Source organism: Streptomyces sp. NRRL S-350 (assembly GCF_000719705.1).
GTDB lineage: Bacteria > Actinomycetota > Actinomycetes > Streptomycetales > Streptomycetaceae > Kitasatospora.
Window position 1 is genome coordinate 1 of sequence record NZ_JOHO01000059.1, and the last position, 19,670, is coordinate 19,670.

The 19,670-nt window shown below is 71.6% G+C and carries 13 protein-coding genes; 2 read left to right on the forward strand and 11 right to left on the reverse strand.

The window, feature by feature from the left end; translation table 11 throughout:
• Positions 1 to 288: 288 nt before the first annotated feature.
• From IF30_RS0133145 to eccD, 9 genes are all read right to left on the reverse strand, one after another.
• Positions 289 to 1,974: a ribonuclease J gene (locus IF30_RS0133145; RefSeq protein ID WP_030245425.1), complete on the reverse strand. Its 1,686-nt coding sequence runs from the start codon at positions 1,972 to 1,974 to the stop codon at positions 289 to 291.
• Between the two features lie 170 nt (positions 1,975 to 2,144).
• Complete coding sequence (gene dapA / locus IF30_RS0133150) at positions 2,145 to 3,044, reverse strand: 4-hydroxy-tetrahydrodipicolinate synthase (RefSeq protein WP_030245427.1); 900 nt, start codon at positions 3,042 to 3,044, stop codon at positions 2,145 to 2,147.
• Between the two features lie 228 nt (positions 3,045 to 3,272).
• Positions 3,273 to 4,004, reverse strand: coding sequence for an FAD-dependent thymidylate synthase (gene thyX, locus IF30_RS0133155; protein WP_030245429.1), 732 nt, complete (start codon positions 4,002 to 4,004; stop codon positions 3,273 to 3,275).
• A complete protein-coding gene (locus tag IF30_RS0133160) occupies positions 4,001 to 4,459 on the reverse strand; it encodes a tetratricopeptide repeat protein (protein ID WP_030245431.1) in 459 nt (152 codons plus the stop codon). The genes thyX and IF30_RS0133160 overlap by 4 nt, the downstream gene beginning before the upstream one ends.
• 7 nt (positions 4,460 to 4,466) lie before the next feature.
• The gene (dapB, locus tag IF30_RS0133165) at positions 4,467 to 5,234 is read right to left on the reverse strand and encodes a 4-hydroxy-tetrahydrodipicolinate reductase (RefSeq protein WP_030245434.1); all 768 of its coding nucleotides are present in this window, start codon (positions 5,232 to 5,234) and stop codon (positions 4,467 to 4,469) included.
• 32 nt (positions 5,235 to 5,266) lie between these two features.
• Positions 5,267 to 6,598 (reverse strand): M16 family metallopeptidase, encoded by a 1,332-nt coding sequence (locus IF30_RS0133170; RefSeq protein ID WP_078891891.1) that lies wholly within the window; start codon positions 6,596 to 6,598, stop codon positions 5,267 to 5,269.
• A 142-nt stretch (positions 6,599 to 6,740) separates the two neighbouring features.
• Entirely contained in the window at positions 6,741 to 8,948 is a 2,208-nt protein-coding gene (locus IF30_RS0133175; protein ID WP_030245439.1) for a polyribonucleotide nucleotidyltransferase, read from the reverse strand.
• Positions 8,949 to 9,405: 457 nt separating this feature from the next.
• The gene (gene rpsO, locus IF30_RS0133180) at positions 9,406 to 9,696 is read right to left on the reverse strand and encodes a 30S ribosomal protein S15 (RefSeq protein WP_030245440.1); all 291 of its coding nucleotides are present in this window, start codon (positions 9,694 to 9,696) and stop codon (positions 9,406 to 9,408) included.
• A 223-nt stretch (positions 9,697 to 9,919) separates the two neighbouring features.
• Complete coding sequence (gene eccD / locus IF30_RS0133185) at positions 9,920 to 11,380, reverse strand: type VII secretion integral membrane protein EccD (protein WP_030245443.1); 1,461 nt, start codon at positions 11,378 to 11,380, stop codon at positions 9,920 to 9,922.
• 374 nt (positions 11,381 to 11,754) lie between these two features.
• Here eccD and IF30_RS0133190 point away from each other — a divergent pair, with 374 nt between their 5' ends.
• Both IF30_RS0133190 and IF30_RS0133195 read left to right on the forward strand, forming a co-directional pair.
• Positions 11,755 to 15,696 carry a type VII secretion protein EccC gene (locus IF30_RS0133190; RefSeq protein ID WP_030245445.1) on the forward strand — a complete coding sequence of 1,314 codons (3,942 nt, stop codon included), beginning with the start codon at positions 11,755 to 11,757 and terminating at the stop codon, positions 15,694 to 15,696.
• A gap of 469 nt (positions 15,697 to 16,165) precedes the next feature.
• Positions 16,166 to 17,569, forward strand: a complete 1,404-nt coding sequence (locus IF30_RS0133195) for an APC family permease (RefSeq protein WP_030245447.1) — start codon at positions 16,166 to 16,168, stop codon at positions 17,567 to 17,569.
• A 70-nt stretch (positions 17,570 to 17,639) separates the two neighbouring features.
• On the opposite strand, the gene IF30_RS0133200 is transcribed toward IF30_RS0133195, so the two are convergent.
• Positions 17,640 to 18,878, reverse strand: coding sequence for a hypothetical protein (locus tag IF30_RS0133200; protein ID WP_051711741.1), 1,239 nt, complete (start codon positions 18,876 to 18,878; stop codon positions 17,640 to 17,642).
• A 41-nt stretch (positions 18,879 to 18,919) separates the two neighbouring features.
• Complete coding sequence (locus IF30_RS0133205; RefSeq protein ID WP_030245450.1) at positions 18,920 to 19,462, reverse strand: SigE family RNA polymerase sigma factor; 543 nt, start codon at positions 19,460 to 19,462, stop codon at positions 18,920 to 18,922.
• Positions 19,463 to 19,670: the final 208 nt, after the last annotated feature.

The window sequence follows — 19,670 nt, forward strand, 5'->3', positions numbered from 1 at the left end:
CGGACCGCCTTCCAGCGGACCCTCCGGGCTTCGTTCTTTCGTGTTTCCAGCTTATCAGATGTTTTCCGCTCCGTTTTCCGGAGTTTCATTCATCGGATTTGGCTTTCGCCTTTCGGCGCTCCCGAACTCTACCAGAGTCTTTCGGGCCGTTTTCCGCGGCAGTTCTCGAATTCAGATTCGAGCCCGTTCCGCTGGGCCGTCCCGTGGGGCAACCCGGAGAACATTACGCACCGGGTCGCCCCACGTCAAACCGGCCTCGGCTCAGCCTCGGCCGGGGACGAACGAGCGTCAGAGCTCGACGACGACCGGCAGGATCATCGGCCGACGGCGGTAGTTGTCCGCGACCCACTTGCCGATGGTCCGGCGGACCAGCTGCTGCACCTGGCGGGGCTCCAGCACTCCGTCGCCGGCCGAGCGGTCCAGGGCTTCCTGGAGCTTGGCGACCACCGGCACGAACGCGTTGTCGTCGATGCCGGAGCCTCGCGCCTGGATGGTCGGGCCGCCGACGATCTTGCCGTTGGTCGAGTCGACCGCGACGAAGACCGAGATGAAGCCCTCCTCGCCGAGGATCTTGCGGTCCTTGAGCGAGGCCTCGGTGATGTCGCCGACCGAGGCGCCGTCCACGTAGACGTAGCCGGCCCGCACCTTGCCGACGATCCGGGCGACGCCGCCCTCCAGGTCGACGCAGACGCCGTCCTCGGCGATCACGACGCGGTTGCGCGGCACGCCGGTGGCGATGCCCAGCTCGGCGGCGGCCCGCAGGTGGCGCCATTCGCCGTGGACCGGCATCAGGTTGCGCGGCTTGCAGATGTTGAAGAAGTAGAGCAGCTCGCCTGCCGAGGCGTGCCCGGAGACGTGCACCTTGGCGTTGCCCTTGTGCACGACCTTGGCGCCCCAGCGGGTCAGGCCGTTGATCACGCGGTAGACGGCGTTCTCGTTGCCCGGGATCAGGGAGGACGCCAGGACGACGGTGTCGCCCTCGACGATGCGGATCTGGTGGTCGCGGTTGGCCATCCGGGACAGGGCGGCCATCGGCTCGCCCTGCGATCCGGTGCAGATCAGCACGACCTCCTTGTCCGGCAGGTCGTCCAGCTGCTTGACGTCGACGATCAGGTTGCCGGGCACCTTCAGGTAGCCGAGGTCGCGCGCGATGCCCATGTTGCGGACCATCGAGCGGCCGACGAAGGCGACCTTGCGCTTGTATTCGTGCGCGGCGTCCAGCACCTGCTGGATGCGGTGCACGTGGCTGGCGAAGGAGGCGACGATGATGCGCTTGTCCGCGTTCGCGAACACGTTCCGCAGGGCCGCCGAGATGTCCCGCTCGTGCGGGATGAAGCCGGGGACCTCGGCGTTGGTGGAGTCCACCAGCAGCAGGTCCATGCCCTCCTCCGCCAGCTTGGCGAAGGTCGGCAGGTCGGTCAGGCGGCCGTCGAGCGGCAGCTGGTCCATCTTGAAGTCGCCGGTGGCGACGACCATGCCGGCCGGGGTGCGGACGGCGACCGCGAGCGCGTCCGGGATGGAGTGGTTGACCGCGATGAACTCGCAGTCGAAGGGGCCGATGCGCTCGCGCTCGCCCTCCTTGACCTCCAGCACGTACGGGCGGATCCGGTGCTCGGCGAGCTTGGCCTCGATCAGGGCGAGGGTCAGCTTCGAACCGATCAGCGGGATGTCCGGGTTCTCCCGCAGGAGGAAGGGGACGGCGCCGATGTGGTCCTCGTGCCCGTGGGTGAGGACGATGCCGTCGATCTTGTCGAGGCGGTCCCGGATGTAGCTGAAGTCCGGGAGGATCAGGTCGACGCCGGGCTGCTCGTCCTCGGGGAAGAGGACACCGCAGTCGACGATCAGGATGCGGTCCCCGTACTCGAAGACCGTCATGTTGCGGCCGATCTCGCCGAGGCCGCCGAGCGGAGTGATGCGGAGGGCGCCCTCCTTGAGGGCCGGGGGCGCGCCGAGCTCGGGGTGCGGGTGGCTCAAAAGACTCTCCTCACGACGCACGCCATATGCCTGGGGTCCTCCCCCTGGAGACATATGGCGTGCGTACTCAGTGTCGTTTTCCTACTGGGTCTGTGCTTCCGCGCCTTCGGTCCGGTCCAGCGGCAGACCCCTGGAGGTCCGGCGAGCCGGGGCGCGCACGTCTTTGTCTGCTACAGGTGTACCCCGCCGGCGGCGAGATCCTGCTTCAATCGGGCAATCTCCTCGGGCGTCGCGCCCACCAGCGGCAGCCGCAGCGGGCCGGCCGGCAGTCCCCGGAGTTCCAGTGCGGCCTTGGTGAGGATCACGCCCTGGGTCCGGAACATACCGCTGAACACCGGCAGCAGGCCCTGGTGGACGGTGGTGGCCTTGGCCACATCGCCGGCGAGGTAGGCCTCGACCATGGTGCGCAGCTCGCCGGCCGCGACGTGCCCGACGACGCTGACAACGCCGACGGCTCCGACGGACAGCAGCGGCAGGTTGAGGATGTCGTCGCCGGAGTACCAGGCGAGGTCGGAGCGGGCGATCGCCCAGGCCGCGGCGCCGAGGTCGCCCTTGGCGTCCTTGTTGGCGACGATCCGCGGGTGCTCGCCGAGGCGGACCAGCGTCTCGTGGCTCAGCGCGACCCCGCTGCGGCCCGGGATGTCGTACAGCATGACCGGCAGCCCGGTCGCGTCGGCGAGGGCGACGGTGTGCCGGTACAGGCCTTCCTGCGGGGGCTTGCTGTAGTACGGCGTCACCGCCAGCAGACCGTGCGCCCCGGCCGTCTCGGCCTGGCGGGCCAGCTCGATGCTGTGGTGGGTGTCGTTGGTGCCGACGCCGGCCACCACGTGGGCGCGATCCCCGACCGCCTCCACCACGGCGCGGACCAGTCGGGCCTTCTCGGCATCGCTGGTGGTCGGGGACTCACCGGTGGTGCCGTTGACGACGAGGCCGTCGTTCCCGGAGTCGACGAGGTGCGTGGCGAGGCGCTGGGCGCCGTCGAGGTCGAGTCCGCCGTCGGCGGTGAACGGGGTGACCATCGCGGTCAGGACCCGGCCGAACGGCGTCTGGGGGGTGGAGGTCGGAGCCATGCGTCCAAAACTACTCGTAGGCGGTGGGGCGGTATCCACACCGGTCCAGGGTTCGGACAGGGTCAGCCCCGCGGGAGCGGTGGAAACAGGCGGTGAGATGGGATTCCGGTGCTGCCCGCTCGGGGGTTCGGGCAGCACCGGAATCCGTGCTCCTGAATGTAGGGAGCGGCCGGAAGAGCCGCAATCCAGACATGCCAGGCACTCTGCCCGTATGCCTGTCGTCCCAGGTCAGGGGGCGACTCGGCCGTGCTTGTCGAAGGCCGCATGGGTGAGCGGCATGAGCTGGGCCCACTGCTGTTCCATCTGTTCGGCGACCATCTCGATCTCGCGCTGCGGGAAGGACGGCACCGCCGAGTTCTCCCGCTTGGTGCGCAGCGACAGGAAGTGCATCAGCGAGCGCGAGTTGCAGGTCGCGTACATCGAGGAGAACAGGCCGACCGGCAGCACCGCGCGGGCCACCTCGCGGGCCACGCCGGCCGCCAGCATCTCCTGGTAGCGGGCGTAGGACTCGCGGTACGCGGCCTCCATCGCCCCGGTGGTGGTCCGGTGCTGCTCGGGGGTGCCCTCGTGGAACTCGTACTTGCCCGGGCGGCCCTGCTGGACCAGCTTGCGGTCCTCGGACGGGACGTAGAAGACCGGCTCCAGCTCGCGGTAGCGGCCGGACTCCTCGTTGTACGACCAGCCGCTGCGGTGCCGGTGGAACTCGCGGAACACGAAGATCGGCGCGCTGATGAAGAAGGTCATCGAGTTGTGCTCGAACGGCGTGCCGTGCCGGTCGCGCATCAGGAAGTTGATCAGGCCCCTGGACTTCTTCGGGTCCTGCCGGAGGGCCTCCAGGGACTGCTCCCCCGCGGTCGACACCCGGGCCGCCCAGATGACGTCCGAGTCCGCGGCGGCGCTGCGGACCAGCTCCACCGTCACGTCGCTGCGGAAGCTGGGGGCCGTCGGTTCGTCGCTCACGCGTTACTCCTTGCGGGTTCGGTGCTGTGCAGCTTGATGGCGTGCTGCATGGTCTTGCGGGCGCGCGGGGTGTCGCCGGCGTCGGCGTAGGCGACGGCGAGGCGGAACCAGACCCGCCAGTCGCCGGGCGCGGCCTCCGCCTCGGTCTGCCGGCGGGCGAACACCGCGTCGGCCGAGGCCCGGTCGATCCGCCCGCCGGTGGTGCGCTTCAGCTCGTCGACCGGCAGGCCGCCCTCGGCTTCCAGCTCCCGGGCGAGCTGCTCGCTGGCCCGGCCGAAGCGGACGGTCTGACGCAGGAACCAGACGCCGATCAGCGGGATCACGAAGGCGCACAGGCCGATGCCGACGCCGAGCGGCTTGCCGGTGGCGATCAGCTGGACGCCCTCCCCCACGCAGAGCAGGGCGACCAGCAGCAGCACGCCGGACAGGACGAAGAAACCGGTACGGGAGGTCATGAGGGGCTCACAGGTCCAGGAAGTGTTCGAGACCGAAGGTCAGCCCCGGGGTCTCGACGACCTTGCGCACGCCCAGCAGGATGCCCGGCATGAAGCTGCTGTGGTGCAGCGAGTCGTGCCGGATGGTGAGCGTCTCGCCGGTGTCGCCGAACATCACCTGCTGGTGGGCGAGCAGGCCGCGCAGCCGTACGGCGTGCACCGGCACGCCGTCCACGTCGGCGCCGCGCGCGCCGGGCAGGCTGTGGGTGGTCGGGTCCTGCTGCTTCGGCCGGCCGGCCTCGGCGCGGGCGGCGGCGATCAGCTGGGCGGTGCGGGTGGCGGTGCCGCTGGGGGCGTCGGCCTTGCGGTCGTGGTGCAGCTCGACCACCTCGACCGACTCGAAGTACCGGGCGGCGATCTGGGAGAACTTCATGCCGAGGATCGCGCCGATGGAGAAGTTCGGGGCGATCAGCACGCCGACGGGCAGCGGCGGCCGGCCGGTGGCCTCGGCCGGGACGAGCCAGCCCTCCAGCTCGCCCAGCCGCTCGTCCGTCCAGCCGGTGGTGCCGGTGACCACGTGGATGCCGTTGTGGACGCAGTAGTCGAGGTTGCCCATCACCGAGTCCGGGTGGGTCAGTTCGACGGCGACCTGGGCCCCGGCCTCGGTCAGCTCCTCCAGCTTCGACCCGCGGCCGAGGGTGGCGACCAGCTCCATGTCCGGCGCGGCCTCGACGGCCTTGACCGCCTCGGAGCCGATCCGTCCCCCGGCGCCGATCACGGCGACACGCAGCGTCATTGCGAAAGTCCTCTCACCAGCAGTCTCGGGCTTCACACCAGCAGATCGGCGAGCTTCGCGGCCCGCTTGTCGTTGACCGGGCCGATCAGCGCCAGCGACGGCCGGTACGCGCCCAGCACATCACGCGCCACCGCGTGGACGTCCTCCAGGGTCACGGCCGCGATCCGCTCCAGCATGTCGTCCACCGACAGGTGGTGGCCGTAGCTGAGTTCGGCCTTGCCGATCCGGTTCATCAGCGAGCCGGTGTCCTCCATGCCGAGCACGGTGGAGCCGGAGATCTGCCCGATCGCGCGCTGCAGCTCCTCCTCGGTGATGCCCTCGGCGACCACCTTGGCCAGCTCGGCGCGGCAGATCCGCAGCACCTCCTCGACCCGCTTGGGCTGGCAGCCGGCGTAGATGCCGAACAGGCCGCTGTCCGCGTAGGACGAGGAGTACGAGTAGACGGAGTACGCCAGGCCGCGCTTCTCGCGGATCTCCTGGAACAGCCGGGAGCTCATCCCGCCGCCGAGGGCCGCGTTGAGCACGCCCATCGCCCAGCGGCGCTCGTCGTGGCGCGGCACGCCGGGCACGCCCAGCACGAGGTGGGCCTGCTCGGTGGAGCGGTTGAGCACCTCGACCTTGCCGGCCGTGCGCAGCGCCTTGACCCCGCGGCGGGCCTCGGCGGGGGCCGCCGTGGAGCGGGCCAGCACCGGTGCGAAGGCCTGCTCGACCTGCTTGACCAGCTTGCGGTGGTCGAGGTTGCCGGCCGCGGCGACCACCAGGTGCTCGGGCCGGTAGCGGCGGTGGTAGAAGCCGGCGATCTGGTCCCGGGTGAGCGCCTTGATGGTCTCCTGGGTGCCGAGGATCGGGCGGCCGAGCGGGCCGCTGCCGAAGATCACCTTGGCGAACAGGTCGTGCACCACGTCGCCCGGGTCGTCCTCGGCCATCGCCATCTCCTCGAGGATGACGCCGCGTTCGGCCTCCACGTCCTCGGTGCGGATCAGCGAGCCGGTGAGCATGTCGCAGACCACGTCGACGGCCAGCGGCAGGTCGGTGTCCAGGACCCGGGCGTAGTAGCAGGTGTTCTCCTTCGCGGTGAAGGCGTTCATCTCGCCGCCGACCGCGTCCAGGGCGGCCGAGATGTCCAGCGCGCTGCGCCGCTCGGTGCCCTTGAAGAGCAGGTGCTCCAGGTAGTGGGTGGCGCCGTTGAGCTGCGGGGTCTCGTCCCGCGAACCGACGCCGACCCAGATGCCGAAGGTGGCGGAGCGCACCGTCGGCAGGGTCTCGGTGACGACCCGCAGGCCGCCGGGGAGCACGGTGCGGCGCACCGTGCCGGCGCCGTCGACGCCCTTGAGCAGGGTCCGGGTGGTGCCGGGGCGCTGCATTACCGCCGGGGCCTGCGCCACGGGGGGTACCTCCAGGGGAAACGCACGCGCGGAAGGGCACGTGCGGACGAAAGCGTGGACAACTGGGTGCGGCCCGCACGCCGCGAGGCGTACGGGCCGCAGGGAGTCAGCTAGCGGCGCTTCACTCGGAAGCGGCCTCGCCGTCTTCCTCGCCCTCGATGACCGGGATCAGGGAGAGCTTGCCGCGCGGGTCGATCTCGGCGATCTCGACCTGCACCTTGGCGCCGACGCCGAGGACGTCCTCGACGTTCTCCACGCGCTTGCCCCCGGCGAGCTTGCGGATCTGCGAGATGTGCAGCAGGCCGTCCTTGCCCGGCATCAGCGAGACGAACGCGCCGAACGTCGTGGTCTTGACCACGGTGCCCAGGTAGCGCTCGCCGACCTCCGGCATGGTCGGGTTGGCGATCTGGTTGATCGTGGTGCGGGCGGCCTCGGCGGCCGGGCCGTCGGCGGCACCGATGTAGATGGTGCCGTCGTCCTCGATCGTGATCTCGGCGCCGGTGTCCTCCTGGATCTGGTTGATCATCTTGCCCTTGGGGCCGATGACCTCGCCGATCTTGTCCACCGGGATCTTGATGGTGATGATGCGCGGCGCGTTCGGGGACATCTCGTCCGGGGAGTCGATGGCCTCGTTCATCACGTCGAGGATGTGCAGGCGGGCGTCCTTGGCCTGCTTCAGCGCGGCGGCGAGCACCGACGCCGGGATGCCGTTCAGCTTGGTGTCCAGCTGGAGGGCGGTGATGAAGTTGCGGGTACCGGCGACCTTGAAGTCCATGTCGCCGTACGCGTCCTCGGCGCCGAGGATGTCGGTCAGCGTGACGTAGTGCGTCTCACCGTCGATCTCCTGGGAGATCAGGCCCATGGCGATGCCGGCGACGGCGGCCTTCAGCGGCACACCGGCGTTCAGCAGCGACATGGTCGAGGCGCAGACCGAGCCCATCGAGGTGGACCCGTTGGAGCTGAGCGCCTCGGAGACCTGGCGGATGGCGTACGGGAACTCCTCGCGCGAGGGCAGCACGGGCAGGATGGCCCGCTCGGCCAGCGCGCCGTGGCCGATCTCGCGGCGCTTGGGCGAGCCCACGCGGCCGGTCTCGCCGACGGAGTACGGCGGGAAGTTGTAGTTGTGCATGTAGCGGCGGCGCGTCTCCGGGGAGAGCGTGTCCAGCTGCTGCTCCATGCGCAGCATGTTCAGCGTGGTGACACCCAGGATCTGGGTCTCGCCGCGCTCGAACAGGGCCGAGCCGTGCACCCGCGGGATGGCCTCGACCTCGGCGGCCAGGGTGCGGATGTCGGTGACGCCGCGGCCGTCGATGCGGACCTTGTCCGTGATGACGCGCTGGCGGACGATCTTCTTGGTCAGCGCGTTGTAGGCGGCGCTGATCTCCTTCTCGCGGCCCTCGAACTCGGGGAGCAGCTTCTCGGCGGCCAGCGCCTTGACGCGGTCCAGCTCGTTGTTGCGCTCCTGCTTGCCCGGGATGGTGAGGGCCTGGGCGAGCTCGTCCTTGACGGCGGCGGTCAGCGCGGCGAGGACGTCGTCCTGGTAGTCCAGGAACACGGAGAACTCGCCGGTCGGCTTGGCGGCCTGGGCGGCCAGCTTCGACTGCGCGGCGCAGAGGACCTTGATGAACGGCTTGGCGGCTTCCAGACCGGAGGCGACGACCTCCTCGGTCGGCGCCTCGGCGCCGCCCTCGACCAGCTTGATGGTCTTGTCGGTGGCCTCGGCCTCGACCATCATGATCGCGACGTCGCCGTCCGGCAGGACGCGACCGGCGACGACCATGTCGAAGACGGCCGACTCCAGCTCGCTGTGGGTCGGGAAGGCCACCCACTGGCCGTTGATCAGCGCGACGCGCACGCCGCCGATCGGGCCGGAGAACGGCAGGCCCGCCAGCTGGGTGGAGGCGGAGGCGGCATTGATCGCGACCACGTCGTACAGGTGGTCGGGGTTGAGCGCCATCACGGTGACGACGACCTGGACCTCGTTGCGCAGGCCCTTGACGAAGGACGGGCGCAGCGGGCGGTCGATCAGGCGGCAGGTGAGGATCGCGTCCTCGGAGGGCCGGCCCTCGCGACGGAAGAACGAGCCGGGGATGCGGCCCGCGGCGTACATCCGCTCCTCGACGTCCACGGTCAGCGGGAAGAAGTCGAAGTGCTCCTTCGGCTGCTTGGACGCGCTGGTGGCCGACAGCACCATGGTGTCGTCGTCCAGGTAGGCCACGGCGGAGCCGGCGGCCTGACGGGCCAGACGGCCGGTCTCGAAGCGGATGGTACGGGTGCCGAAGGAACCGTTGTCGATGACGGCTTCGGCGTAGAACACGTTCTCTTCCACCTGGAAGATCTCCTCTTTCGTACGTCTCCGGGAGAGCGTCCCCGCGTGCTGCTGCCTGCCGGTTGGCCCTGGGCCCTCGTCAGGGAGGGCGGCAGTCGGGCCGGTCTTCGATCGAAGCCCCCGGAGTGCCCCGCTCGGTCTGCGGGGGTTCCGACGGCCACTACCGAGGACCGGCGCCTCACGGCTGCCGGGCCGGAAGGGCGGTCCGCGTCTGGACGCTCTCTCGGATGCGGGCGGCTTCCGTTTGAAGCCTTCGTCCCGCGGGGGGTTCGGGTCCTCGTGCCCGGGTGGCGCGCTGGTGCGCCATCACCCGGCATGCCCACAACCCTACGGTGCAATCCTCGGCCACCTGGGGAGGTGCGCGCGAGTTGTTATGTGCGGGCGCCGCGGCTCAACGGCCGCGGCATACGCGCGAGGGGCGGCTCCCCGGTGTGGGGAGCCGCCCCGAGCGGCGTGGTCAGCGGGCGCCGCCGGCGGCACCGCGACGGATGCCCAGGCGGTCGACGAGCGTACGGAAGCGCTCGATGTCCTTCTTGGCCAGGTACTGCAGCAGGCGGCGGCGCTGGCCGACCAGGATCAGCAGGCCACGACGCGAGTGGTGGTCGTGCTTGTGCAGCTTGAGGTGCTCGGTCAGGTCCGAGATGCGGCGGGAGAGCATGGCCACCTGGACCTCGGGGGAGCCGGTGTCGCCCTCCTTCTGGCCGAACTCGGCGATGATCTGCTTCTTGACGTCAGAGGCGAGAGCCACTGCAACTCCTTCGGGGTCTACCGAGCGGTCCTGGTCGACAACACAGGACTCATCGAGAACTCGGTGTCGTGAGCGCGGCCCGCACTCTGCGGCCCACGAGGGGGCGGCGGGCACACGGCTGCGCTCGAAGGCCAAGCGTACCAGTGCCGCCCACCCCGCCCGTCGGCGGGTCCGGCGGGCGGCAGGAGGGCGGCACGAAGGCGACGCGGGGGGGCCGGGCGGGTCAGCCGGTGGCCCCGCGGACCAGCCGGTAGATGTCCAGGACGGCGAGCGCCAGCGGGACGAGCGAGATCAGGGTGAGGCTGTCGACCAGGTCCAGGATGCGCCCCCAGAACGGGGAGACGCCGAGCCGGGGCACCACCAGGGCGATGGCGACGAGCAGCGCGGCGCCGAACGCGATGGAGACGGTCATCCAGATGGTGCGCAGGTCGAGTTCGGTGGTGGAGCCGGCCACCCGCAGGAAGAACTGCGGGGTGTGCAGGGACAGCCCGACGATCAGCAGGCACAGGCCGAGCAGGCCGGCCACGGTGAGGCTGAGGACCTGCGCGGTGTAGCGGAACAGCCGGGCGCGCAGCATGGTGGCCAGGCCCAGGGCGAGCGCGAGCAGTTCGGGGAAGGTCTCGTCGGTGAAGCCGAGGACGGCGCAGGCGCCGACCACGACCGCGGCGCAGCCGCCGACCAGGCCGACCAGCACCTCGTGACCGCGACGGGCCTGGTGGGCGATCTTCTCGTACTGGACGGCCTCGGCGCGCTCGGCCTCCTCGTCGTAGTCGCGGCTGCGGGTGCGGGTCTGGCCGGGGGCGCTGAAGCCGACCGGCAGCCGGGCGAAGCGGGCGGAGAGGCCGGGCAGGAAGCCGACGGCGGCGACGGCGGCGACCCCGGTGACGGCCGCGATGTGGCCGGCCGGGGTGCCGGGCATCAGGACGGCGGCGAACGTGGCGAGGGCGCCGGCGGCGGCGACCAGGGCGGCGGCGACGAACGCCGCGTCCTTCTCCGGCAGCAGGCCGGACAGCAGCACGGCGACCACCAGGGCGCAGACGCAGCCGGACAGGAACTGGAGCCGGCCGGGGCCGTCCCACGGGTGGGCGACGGCGATGATGCCGCTGCCGCCGATCATGGCGTGCGGCAGCGCGCCGAGGCCGAGGGCGAGCGCGGCGTGGGCGTCCTGGTAGACCCGGGCGCGGACCCCGGCGAGCGCGGTGAGCACGACGGCGGTGACGCCGGCCAGGACGCCGGGCAGGCCGTGCATGTCGTGGCGCAGGTCGGCGAACCAGAGCGCGAAGCCGAGCAGGGTGAGCAGCACCCCGGCGCCGATCAGGCCGAAGCCGCGCATCAGCTCGGCCGTCCAGAACCGGCGGTCGGCCTCGACGGCGCTGGCGATGGCGTCGGCGACGTCGTCGTAGACGGCCGGCGGGAGGGACTCGGCGAAGGGGCGCAGCGCGAGCAGGTCGCCGTCGCGGACCTGCTGGGCTGCCAGCGGCAGGCCGCTGTCGAGGACGGTGCCGTCGCGGCGGACCAGGTGGAAGCCGGTGGGAGTGCCCTCGGGCTGGCTCTGGTTGGCCAGCCGCAGCACCTCGGGGTAGACGTCCGCGAGCGGGATGTCCTCGGGCAGGGCGACGTCGATCCGGCGGTCCGGGGCGACGACCGTCACCCGGCAGTAGCCGGTCGCGGTGGCATTGCTCATGCCCCCACCTCGATCCTTCGACGCACTTGGCGCTCCCCCTTGTTGACGGTGCCGAGGCCGGGCGGCGCTCGGTGTGGCTGTGGAACCGGCCCGGCCGGGCCGCGAGTTGGCGCGGCGTTACCCTACCGGTTCGGTCCGTGCCCGGCGCCGCTGCGGGTCGGGGTCCGGTGCCGGTGCGGCCCGGGCGCGAGGCCGGTACGGGCCGGGGCCTGGCGGGCGGTACGGGAGCGACCGTTAGGATCGGCGCCTGCGCGAAGGTGCGGGGGCTGCGCTGTGTGGGGCGTCCTCAGCCGCCGGATTCCCGTACGGACCGTACGCAGTCGCGTGAGGGCTGATGCCGAAGTGATCGATCGACGCCGCGGGGTGGATGACACATGGGTGTGATCACGGTCAAGCGACCGGCCAGGGCGTATCCGCCCACGGTGCCGGACGAGCCGGTGGAGCTGGTGAGCCCGCCCGAACTGCCTCGGCAGGGCGGCGAGGACTGGCTGATGAGCATCCTGCCGATGCTCGGCATGGGCGGTTCGGCGGTGTTCTTCTTCTCGCCCGGCGCGGCCGCCCCGATGAAGGTCATGGGCGGTCTGATGATCGCCTCGACGGTCGGCATGGTGCTGGCCCAGATCGTGCGGGCCCGCAAGGGCGGCTCGACCGCGATGGCGGACGAGCGGCGCGACTACCTGAAGTACCTGCAGCAGACGCGCCGCCAGGTGCGCCGCACGGCGGAGCGCCAGCGCGGCGCGCTGCTGTTCCTGAACCCGGCGCCGGACCAGCTGTGGTCGATCGTCGAGGACGGGCGGCGGCTGTGGGAGCGGCGCACCGGGGACGGCGACTTCGCGCAGATCCGGGTGGGCCTCGGGCCGGTGCAGCTGTCCACCCCGCTGGTGGCGCCGCAGACCGCGCCGATGGACGAGCTGGAGCCGCTGTCCTCGGCCGCGATGCACTCCTTCCTGAAGGCGCACGGCACCCTGCAGGACCTGCCGCTCGCGGTGTCGCTGCGGGCGTTCTACCACATCACGGTGTGCGGGGAGCCGGACGCGGTGTACGGCAACGTGCGCGCGATGATCGCCCAGTTGACCACCCTGCACTCGCCGGACGACCTGATGGTGGCGGTCGCCGCCGCGCCCGGCGCGGCCGAGGAGTGGGACTGGGCCAAGTGGCTTCCGCACAACCAGCACCGCAAGGAGGCCGACGGCGCGGGCTCGCGCCGGCTGTTCGCCACCGACCTGGGCGAGCTGGAGCTGCTGCTGCAGGACGAGCTGGCCGGGCGCCAGCGGTTCGTCCGGGACGCGGCCCCCGCGGCCGACCAGCCGCACCTGGTGGTGGTCATGGACGGCGCCGGGGTGCCGCACGACTCGCTGCTGGCGAGCTCGGAGGGCGTCCAGGGCGTGACGGTCATCGAGGTGGTCCCGGGCGAGGTGGACGAGCCCACCGGGCACCTGATGGTGACGGTGAACTCCGAGGAGCTGGTCCTGCGTTCGGCCTCCGGCGCGACGTACACCGGCACGCCGGACCTGCTCTCGGTGTGGCAGTCCGAGGCGCTGGCGCGGCAGTTGGCGCCGTACCGGGTCTCGGCGGGCGGGGACGACGAGCCGCTGCTGTCCAACCTCGACTTCACCGACATGATGAACTCGGGCGATCCGGGCTCCTTCGACGTGAACCGCAGCTGGCGCCAGCGGGCCCAGCACGAACGGATGCGGGTGCCGATCGGGGTCGGCGCCAACGGCGAGCACGTCTACCTGGACATCAAGGAGGCCGCGCTGGAGGGCATGGGCCCGCACGGCCTGTGCGTGGGCGCGACCGGTTCCGGCAAGTCGGAGCTGCTGCGCACCCTGGTGCTGGCGCTGGCGATGACGCACTCCTCGGAGATCCTGAACTTCGTCCTCGCCGACTTCAAGGGCGGTGCGACCTTCTCCGGCATGGCGGACATGCCGCACACCTCCGCGGTGATCACCAACCTGGAGGGCGAGCTCACCCTGGTCGACCGCATGCGCGACGCGATCGAGGGCGAGCTGCACCGCCGCCAGGAGCTGCTGCGCTCGGCGGGCAACTACGCCAACATCCACGAGTACGAGCGGGCCCGGGCCGCCGGCGCGGCGCTGGACCCGCTGCCCTCGCTGGTGCTGATCATCGACGAGTTCTCCGAACTCCTCACCGCCAAGCCCGACTTCATCGAGATGTTCATCCAGATCGGCCGGATCGGCCGTTCGCTGGGCGTGCACCTGCTGCTGGCCTCGCAGCGCCTGGAGGAGGGCAAGCTGCGCGGCCTGGACACCTATCTCTCGTACCGGATCGGCCTGCGCACCTTCTCGGCGGCCGAGTCGCGGGCCGCGATCGGCGTGCCGGACGCCTACCACCTGCCGCCGGTGCCGGGTGTCGGCTACCTCAAGTTCGGCGAGGACGTGATGGACCGGTTCAAGGCCGCCTACGTCTCGGGGCCGTACCGGGCGCCGGGGCAGCAGCGCTCGACCGGCGGGCGGCGGGTCACCGCCCGCCCGGTGGAGTTCACCGCGGCCTTCGTGGACCTGCCGGACGCGGTGGAGGAGGAGGTGCCGACGGCACCGGAGCAGGACGACGCACTGGTGGACACCGTGCTGGACGTGTTCGTCCAGCGGATGACCGGCCAGGGTCCGGCCGCGCACCAGGTGTGGCTGCCGCCCCTGGAGGAGGCGCCGAGCATGGACCACCTGCTGCCGCCGCTGCAGGTCGTGCCGGAGCGCGGGCTGACCGCCCCCGGCTACCCGGTGGGCCGGCTCCGGGTGCCGATCGGCATCGTGGACAAGCCGCGCGAGCAGAAGACGGACATCCTGGAGGTCGACTACGCGGGGGCGGCCGGCCACGGCCTGGTCGTGGGCGGCCCGCGCTCGGGCAAGTCGACCGTGGTGCGCACCACGGTGGCCTCGTTCGCGCTCACCCACACCCCGTCGGAGGTGCAGTTCTACCTGCTCGACTTCGGCGCGGGCAGCTTCCAGTCACTGGCCGGCCTGCCGCACGTCGGCGGGGTGGCGGGGCGCCTGGACGTGGACAAGGTGCGCCGGATGGTCTCCGAGGTGCACGGGGTGATGAACCGGCGCGAGGAGCTGTTCCGGGTCGCCGGGATCGACACCATCGGCACCTACCGGGCCCGCCGGGCGGCCGGGGGCCTGCCCGACGAGGCCTTCGGCGACGTGTTCCTGGTGATCGACGGCTGGAACACCTTCAAGCAGGAGTTCGAGGGCCTGGAGCCGGTGATCGGCGACATCGCGCAGCGGGGCCTGGGCTACGGCGTCCACCTGGTCGTCACCGCGGCCCGGTACGCGGAGGTCCGCCCGGCTCTGAAGGACCTGCTGCAGAACCGCACCGAGCTCAAGCTCGGCGACGCCATGGAGTCCGAGGTGGACCGCCGGGTGGCGCAGAACGTCCCGCCGCTGGCCGGGCGCGGCATCACCCCGGACCGGCTGCACTTCCTGTCCGGCCTGCCGCGCCTGGACGGCTCCTCCTCGGTGGAGGACCTGCAGGAGGGCGTGTCGGGGCTGGTCGGCGCCGTCGACGGGGCGTGGGCCGGCCCGCGCGCCCCGCAGGTGCGGATGCTGCCGGCCGTCCTGGACGGGCACGCGCTGCCGAAGGGCTTCGAGCACCCGGAGCGCGGCGTGGCCTTCGGCGTGGACGAGGCGGAGCTGTCCCCGCTGTTCGTCAACTTCGAGACCGACCCGCTGTTCATCGTCTTCGGCGACACCGAGTCGGGGAAGTCCGCACTGCTGCGGATGCTGATCAAGCAGATCACCGAGCGGTACACCCCGGACCAGGCGGGCATCGTGGTCGGCGACTACCGGCGCGCCCTGCTGGGCACGGTGCCGCCGGAGTACCTGGTCGAGTACGCGGCCGCGCAGCCGGCGATGTCGGCGATCGTGGAGATGCTCCGCGGGGCCTGCTCCCGCCGCCTGCCGGGCCCGGACGTGACCGCCGAACAGCTGCGCAACCGCAGCTGGTACAGCGGCAAGGACATGTTCGTGATCGTCGACGACTACGAGCTGGTCGCGACGAGTTCGGGCAACCCGCTGGCGCCGCTGGCCGAGTTCCTGCCGTTCGCGCGGGACATCGGTCTGCGGGTGATCGTGGCCCGCAGCGCGGGCGGTGCCGGGCGCTCGCTGTACGAGCCGGTGCTGCAGCGGATGCGGGAGCTGGGCGGCCAGGGCGTGATCCTCTCCGGCAACCGGGACGAGGGCGCGCTGCTGGGGACGGTCCGGCCGCAGGCGCTGCCGCCGGGGCGCGGGGTGTTCGTGTCACGCCGTGCGACCAACGGGCAGATGGTGCAGACGGGCTGGTTGCCGGTGGCGTAGCCGCGGGGGCCGTCACGGACGGTGATGGAAGGGGTCGGACTTTCGCGAGTCCGGCCCCTTCGGCGTCCCAGGTGCTGAAACGTTACCTAGATCTTTCCCGGCGGGTGCTGCGGTTCCCGTACCCGGCCGGGCAGTTGCGGTGGCGTTCCGGGGCGCCTGGGTGTGGCCCCGTCCACTTGGGCCGCGGCCTTTGAATGCCAGACTTCAACGCTTTGTTTACCTTTGATTCATTCGCGATGTGGCCAAGGTAACAAGTCGGACATACCGCGCAATGACCGAACGTGATCATCGGATCGCATGTTTATGCCGTTCGACGCAACGGATTCCGAAGCAGTTCCGACGTTGACGCAGTCAATACGCCCAAGGTTCCATTGCGGCCCGGGAGCGACTGGACCAGAACCCGAGCGACCAGCCAGCGGAGGCGATACCGCTCCCACTCCAGGACCGCACAGAGCCGATCGGAAGCCACATGACCGACACGCTTCGCCCGCCACAGACCGTAGCCGCCCCGGCGGCCGGGGCGGCCTCGCCCCAGCAGCTCAAGCGCTCGATCGGCGTGGTGGGCGGCACCCTGCTCACGCTGTCCTGCGTCACCCCGGCCTCGACGCTCTTCGTCATCGTGCCGGAGCTGTTCTCCAGCATCGGCAGCGCCACCGCCCTGGCCATCGCCATCGGCACCGTGCTCTGCGTCGCCGTCGCGTTCTGCTACTCCGAGCTCGGCACCCTGATCCCCAGCGCCGGCGGCGAGTACGCCATGGTCGGCACCCTGGCCGGTCGGCTGATGGGCTGGCTGGTCTTCGTGCTCTCGCTGATCGTGGTGATGATCGTCCCCTCGGTCATCGCCCTCGGCACCGCCGACTACCTCGCGCCCGTCCTGCACCTCGACAAGGCCATGACCGGCGCCGCCGTGATGCTCGCCGCCACCCTGGCCGGCCTGCTCGACCTGCGCGCCAACGCCTGGATCACCGGCGTCTTCCTGGTCCTGGAGGTCATCGCGGCCGGCGTCGTCTCGGTGCTCGGCTTCGCCCACGCCAACAGCCACGCCCCCAGCCTGCTGCACGGCGTGGTCGCCGGGGACGGCGGTGCCACCACCACGGTGAGCATCGGGGCCATCGTCGGCGCCCTCGGCATCGCCCTGTTCATCACCCAGGGCTTCTCCACCGCCGTCTACCTCTCCGAGGAACTGGAGAACCCCCGCCGCAACGTCTCGCGCACCGTGCTGTGGACGCTCGGCATCTCCTCCGCCGTCATCCTGATCCCGGTCGTCGCCATCACCGTCGGCGCCCCCGACCTGCAGACCCTCACCTCCGGCGACATCTCCGGCATGGTCACCGCGTGGAGCAACTCCGCCGTCGGCACCTTCATCAGCCTCTGCGTCGCGCTGGCCATCATCAACGCCGGCATCGTCATGGTCATCCAGAACTCCCGGGTGCTGTTCGCCTCCGCCCGCGACAAGGCCTGGCCCGAGCCGGTCAACAAGGCCTTCGCCACCCTCGGCCGGTTCGGCTCCCCGTGGGTCGCCACCCTGGCCGTCGGCCTGCCCGGCGCCGCGCTCTGCTTCGTCAAGGGCGAGCTGCTGAGCAACATCACCGGCGTCGCCGTCACCGGGATGTACCTGCTGGTCGCGATCGCCGCGCTGCTCTCCCGCCGCGCCCACCACAAGCACGCCGCCGCCTGGCGGATGCCGCTGTGGCCGGCCGTCCCGGTGGTGCTGATCGCCGTCCTGGTCTACGTGATGACCAAGCTGGACACCGAGCCCCTGCTGTGGACCGGCGGCATCACCGCCGCCGCCACCCTCTACTGGCTGTTCTACCTGCGCCCCCGACAGGACACCCACTGGGTGATCAGCCTCCCCGAGGACCAGCAGTCCTGACCCCCACCCCTCCCCCACACGGCGGTGCCCCGGGCCTCCCCCAGCCCGGGGCACCGCCACGTCCGCACCGCTACTTCTTCGCCTGCCACTCCGGGCTGGTGGCGATCGCCGACAACTGCTCCAGGGTGAGCAGCGGCTTGCCGGTCGGCCCCTGGCCGACCGTGACCTGCAGGTCCCCCCGTAGGAGCTCCGCCATCGGCTGCGCCTCCACGGTTGCCGTCCCCGGGCCGTACAGCCTGAGCCTGGCCCCGTCGGGCAGGACGGTCGCGCCCCCGGCGGTCTGCTGCGTCTTGTCGCGCGCCGCCCCGGACAGCTTCTGCACCCGCAGGAACAGCGAGCCGGCGGTACCGCCCCCGGCCAGCCGGACGTCGGCCGTGACCTCGTTGCCCTCGATCCCGGTGACGGTCACCCCGGCGGGCAGCAGCCGGGCCAGGATCGCCCGGCGGTCGTCCAGGGACAGGCCGGGGTCCGCGCTCGCGTGGTCGACCCCGTCGTACTGGACGGCGGCGACGATGCGGTCCCACGACCGGTCGGTGACGATCGCCTTCAGCTGCTCCGGGGTGAGCGGCGGGTTGGGGCGGCTGTCCGGCGCGCCCTTCTCGCGCGGCGCGCTCCACTCGTCGACCAGGATCTCCCGGCCGTCCGGCCCGGTCAGCACCGCCATCCACTCCTTGGTGTCGGCCCGGTGGTCCGGGTACTCGTAGCCCTGGCTGAGGTACAGCGAGGAGCCGTCCGCCAGGGTGGTCACCGTGCAGGAGTCGATCCGGTTGAGCTTCGGATCCGGGCAGGTGCGGGCCTGGGTCTGGCCCTTTCGGTGCTTCTGGATCGAGATCGAGACCGCCGCCGGACCGTGGCCGTCGTCGAACACCAGGTCCGCGCCCGCGAAGGACCCCTTCAGCGCCGGGTCGTCGGTGCCGCGCCCCACGGCCTCTCGGGTCTCGCCCTGGGGCAGCAGGGCCCGGAAGGCGGCCAGCACCTCGTCGCCGGTGACCACGGACGCGGACGCCGGCGCGGACCCCGCAGAGGCCCGGGCCGCCGGGCCGGTGCCGGTACCCGCCGGCGTCAGCGGGACGGACGCGGCCACCGCGCCCCGGCCCGCCGGCGCGCCGGCCAGGTACACCGCGCCGGTGCCCACCAGGGCCAGTGCGGCCGCGCCGCCCACCACCGCGGCGGTCGAACGGCGGCGCCAGCGGCCGCGGCCGCGCCGGTAGCCGCCCACGACCAGGCCGGCCTCCTCGGTGCGGAAGCCTTCACCCGTGCGGGTGAGGGCGTAGAGCAGATCTTCCTCGAACTTGTCCGGTTCGGACATGGGTGTTCACCGTCTCCTTGCGTGGAGGTTCCGAGAAGTGGTCAGCGCGCGGCGAGCTCGGCCAGCGATTCGCCGAGCAAGGTGCGCAACCGGGCCAGCGCCCGGGTCGTGCGAGTGCGGATGGCACCGGAGGAGACCCGCATGACGTCGGCGGTCTCCTCGACGCTGCGGTCCTCCCAGTAGCGCAGCACCAGGACCGCGCGGTCCTTGGGCGGCATCCGGCCCAGCGCGTCGAGGAGGGTCAGCCGCAGGCTGCTGTCGGCGTCCTGCCCCGCCGGCTCCGGCAGGGCCTCCGTGGGTCGCTCGCCGCTGGAGCGGCGCCGCTGCTGGGCCAGGAAGGCGCGCACCATGACGGTGTGGGTGTAGGCCGCCGGATTCTCGATCCGGCTCCGGCCGCCGGTGAAGGCGCTGCGCCGCCAGAGCACGTACATCCGGCTGAGGGCCTCCTGGACGAGGTCCTCGGCGTAGTGGGTGTCGCCGCTGGTCAGCAGGCAGGCCGAGCGGTACAGGTGGCCGGTGCGCCCGGCGACGAGTTCCAGGAACTCGGCATCCTTGGCCTCCCGGCCGGTCCCGATCCACCCCATGTGCGCCGCCCCCCGTGGTCCGCCCGTCCTGACACTTCATCGATGCGGTGGGCGGGCGGCGGTGTTACGGCCGTTCCGGGGGAATTCCGGTGCGCGGCGGACGGGTCCGGGTCCTGCGGCCGGTCGACGGACCGGTCACGGGGTCGGCCGCGGGACGCACGGACTCACGGACTCACGGGACTCACAGGACGCACGGGACCAGTCCCGG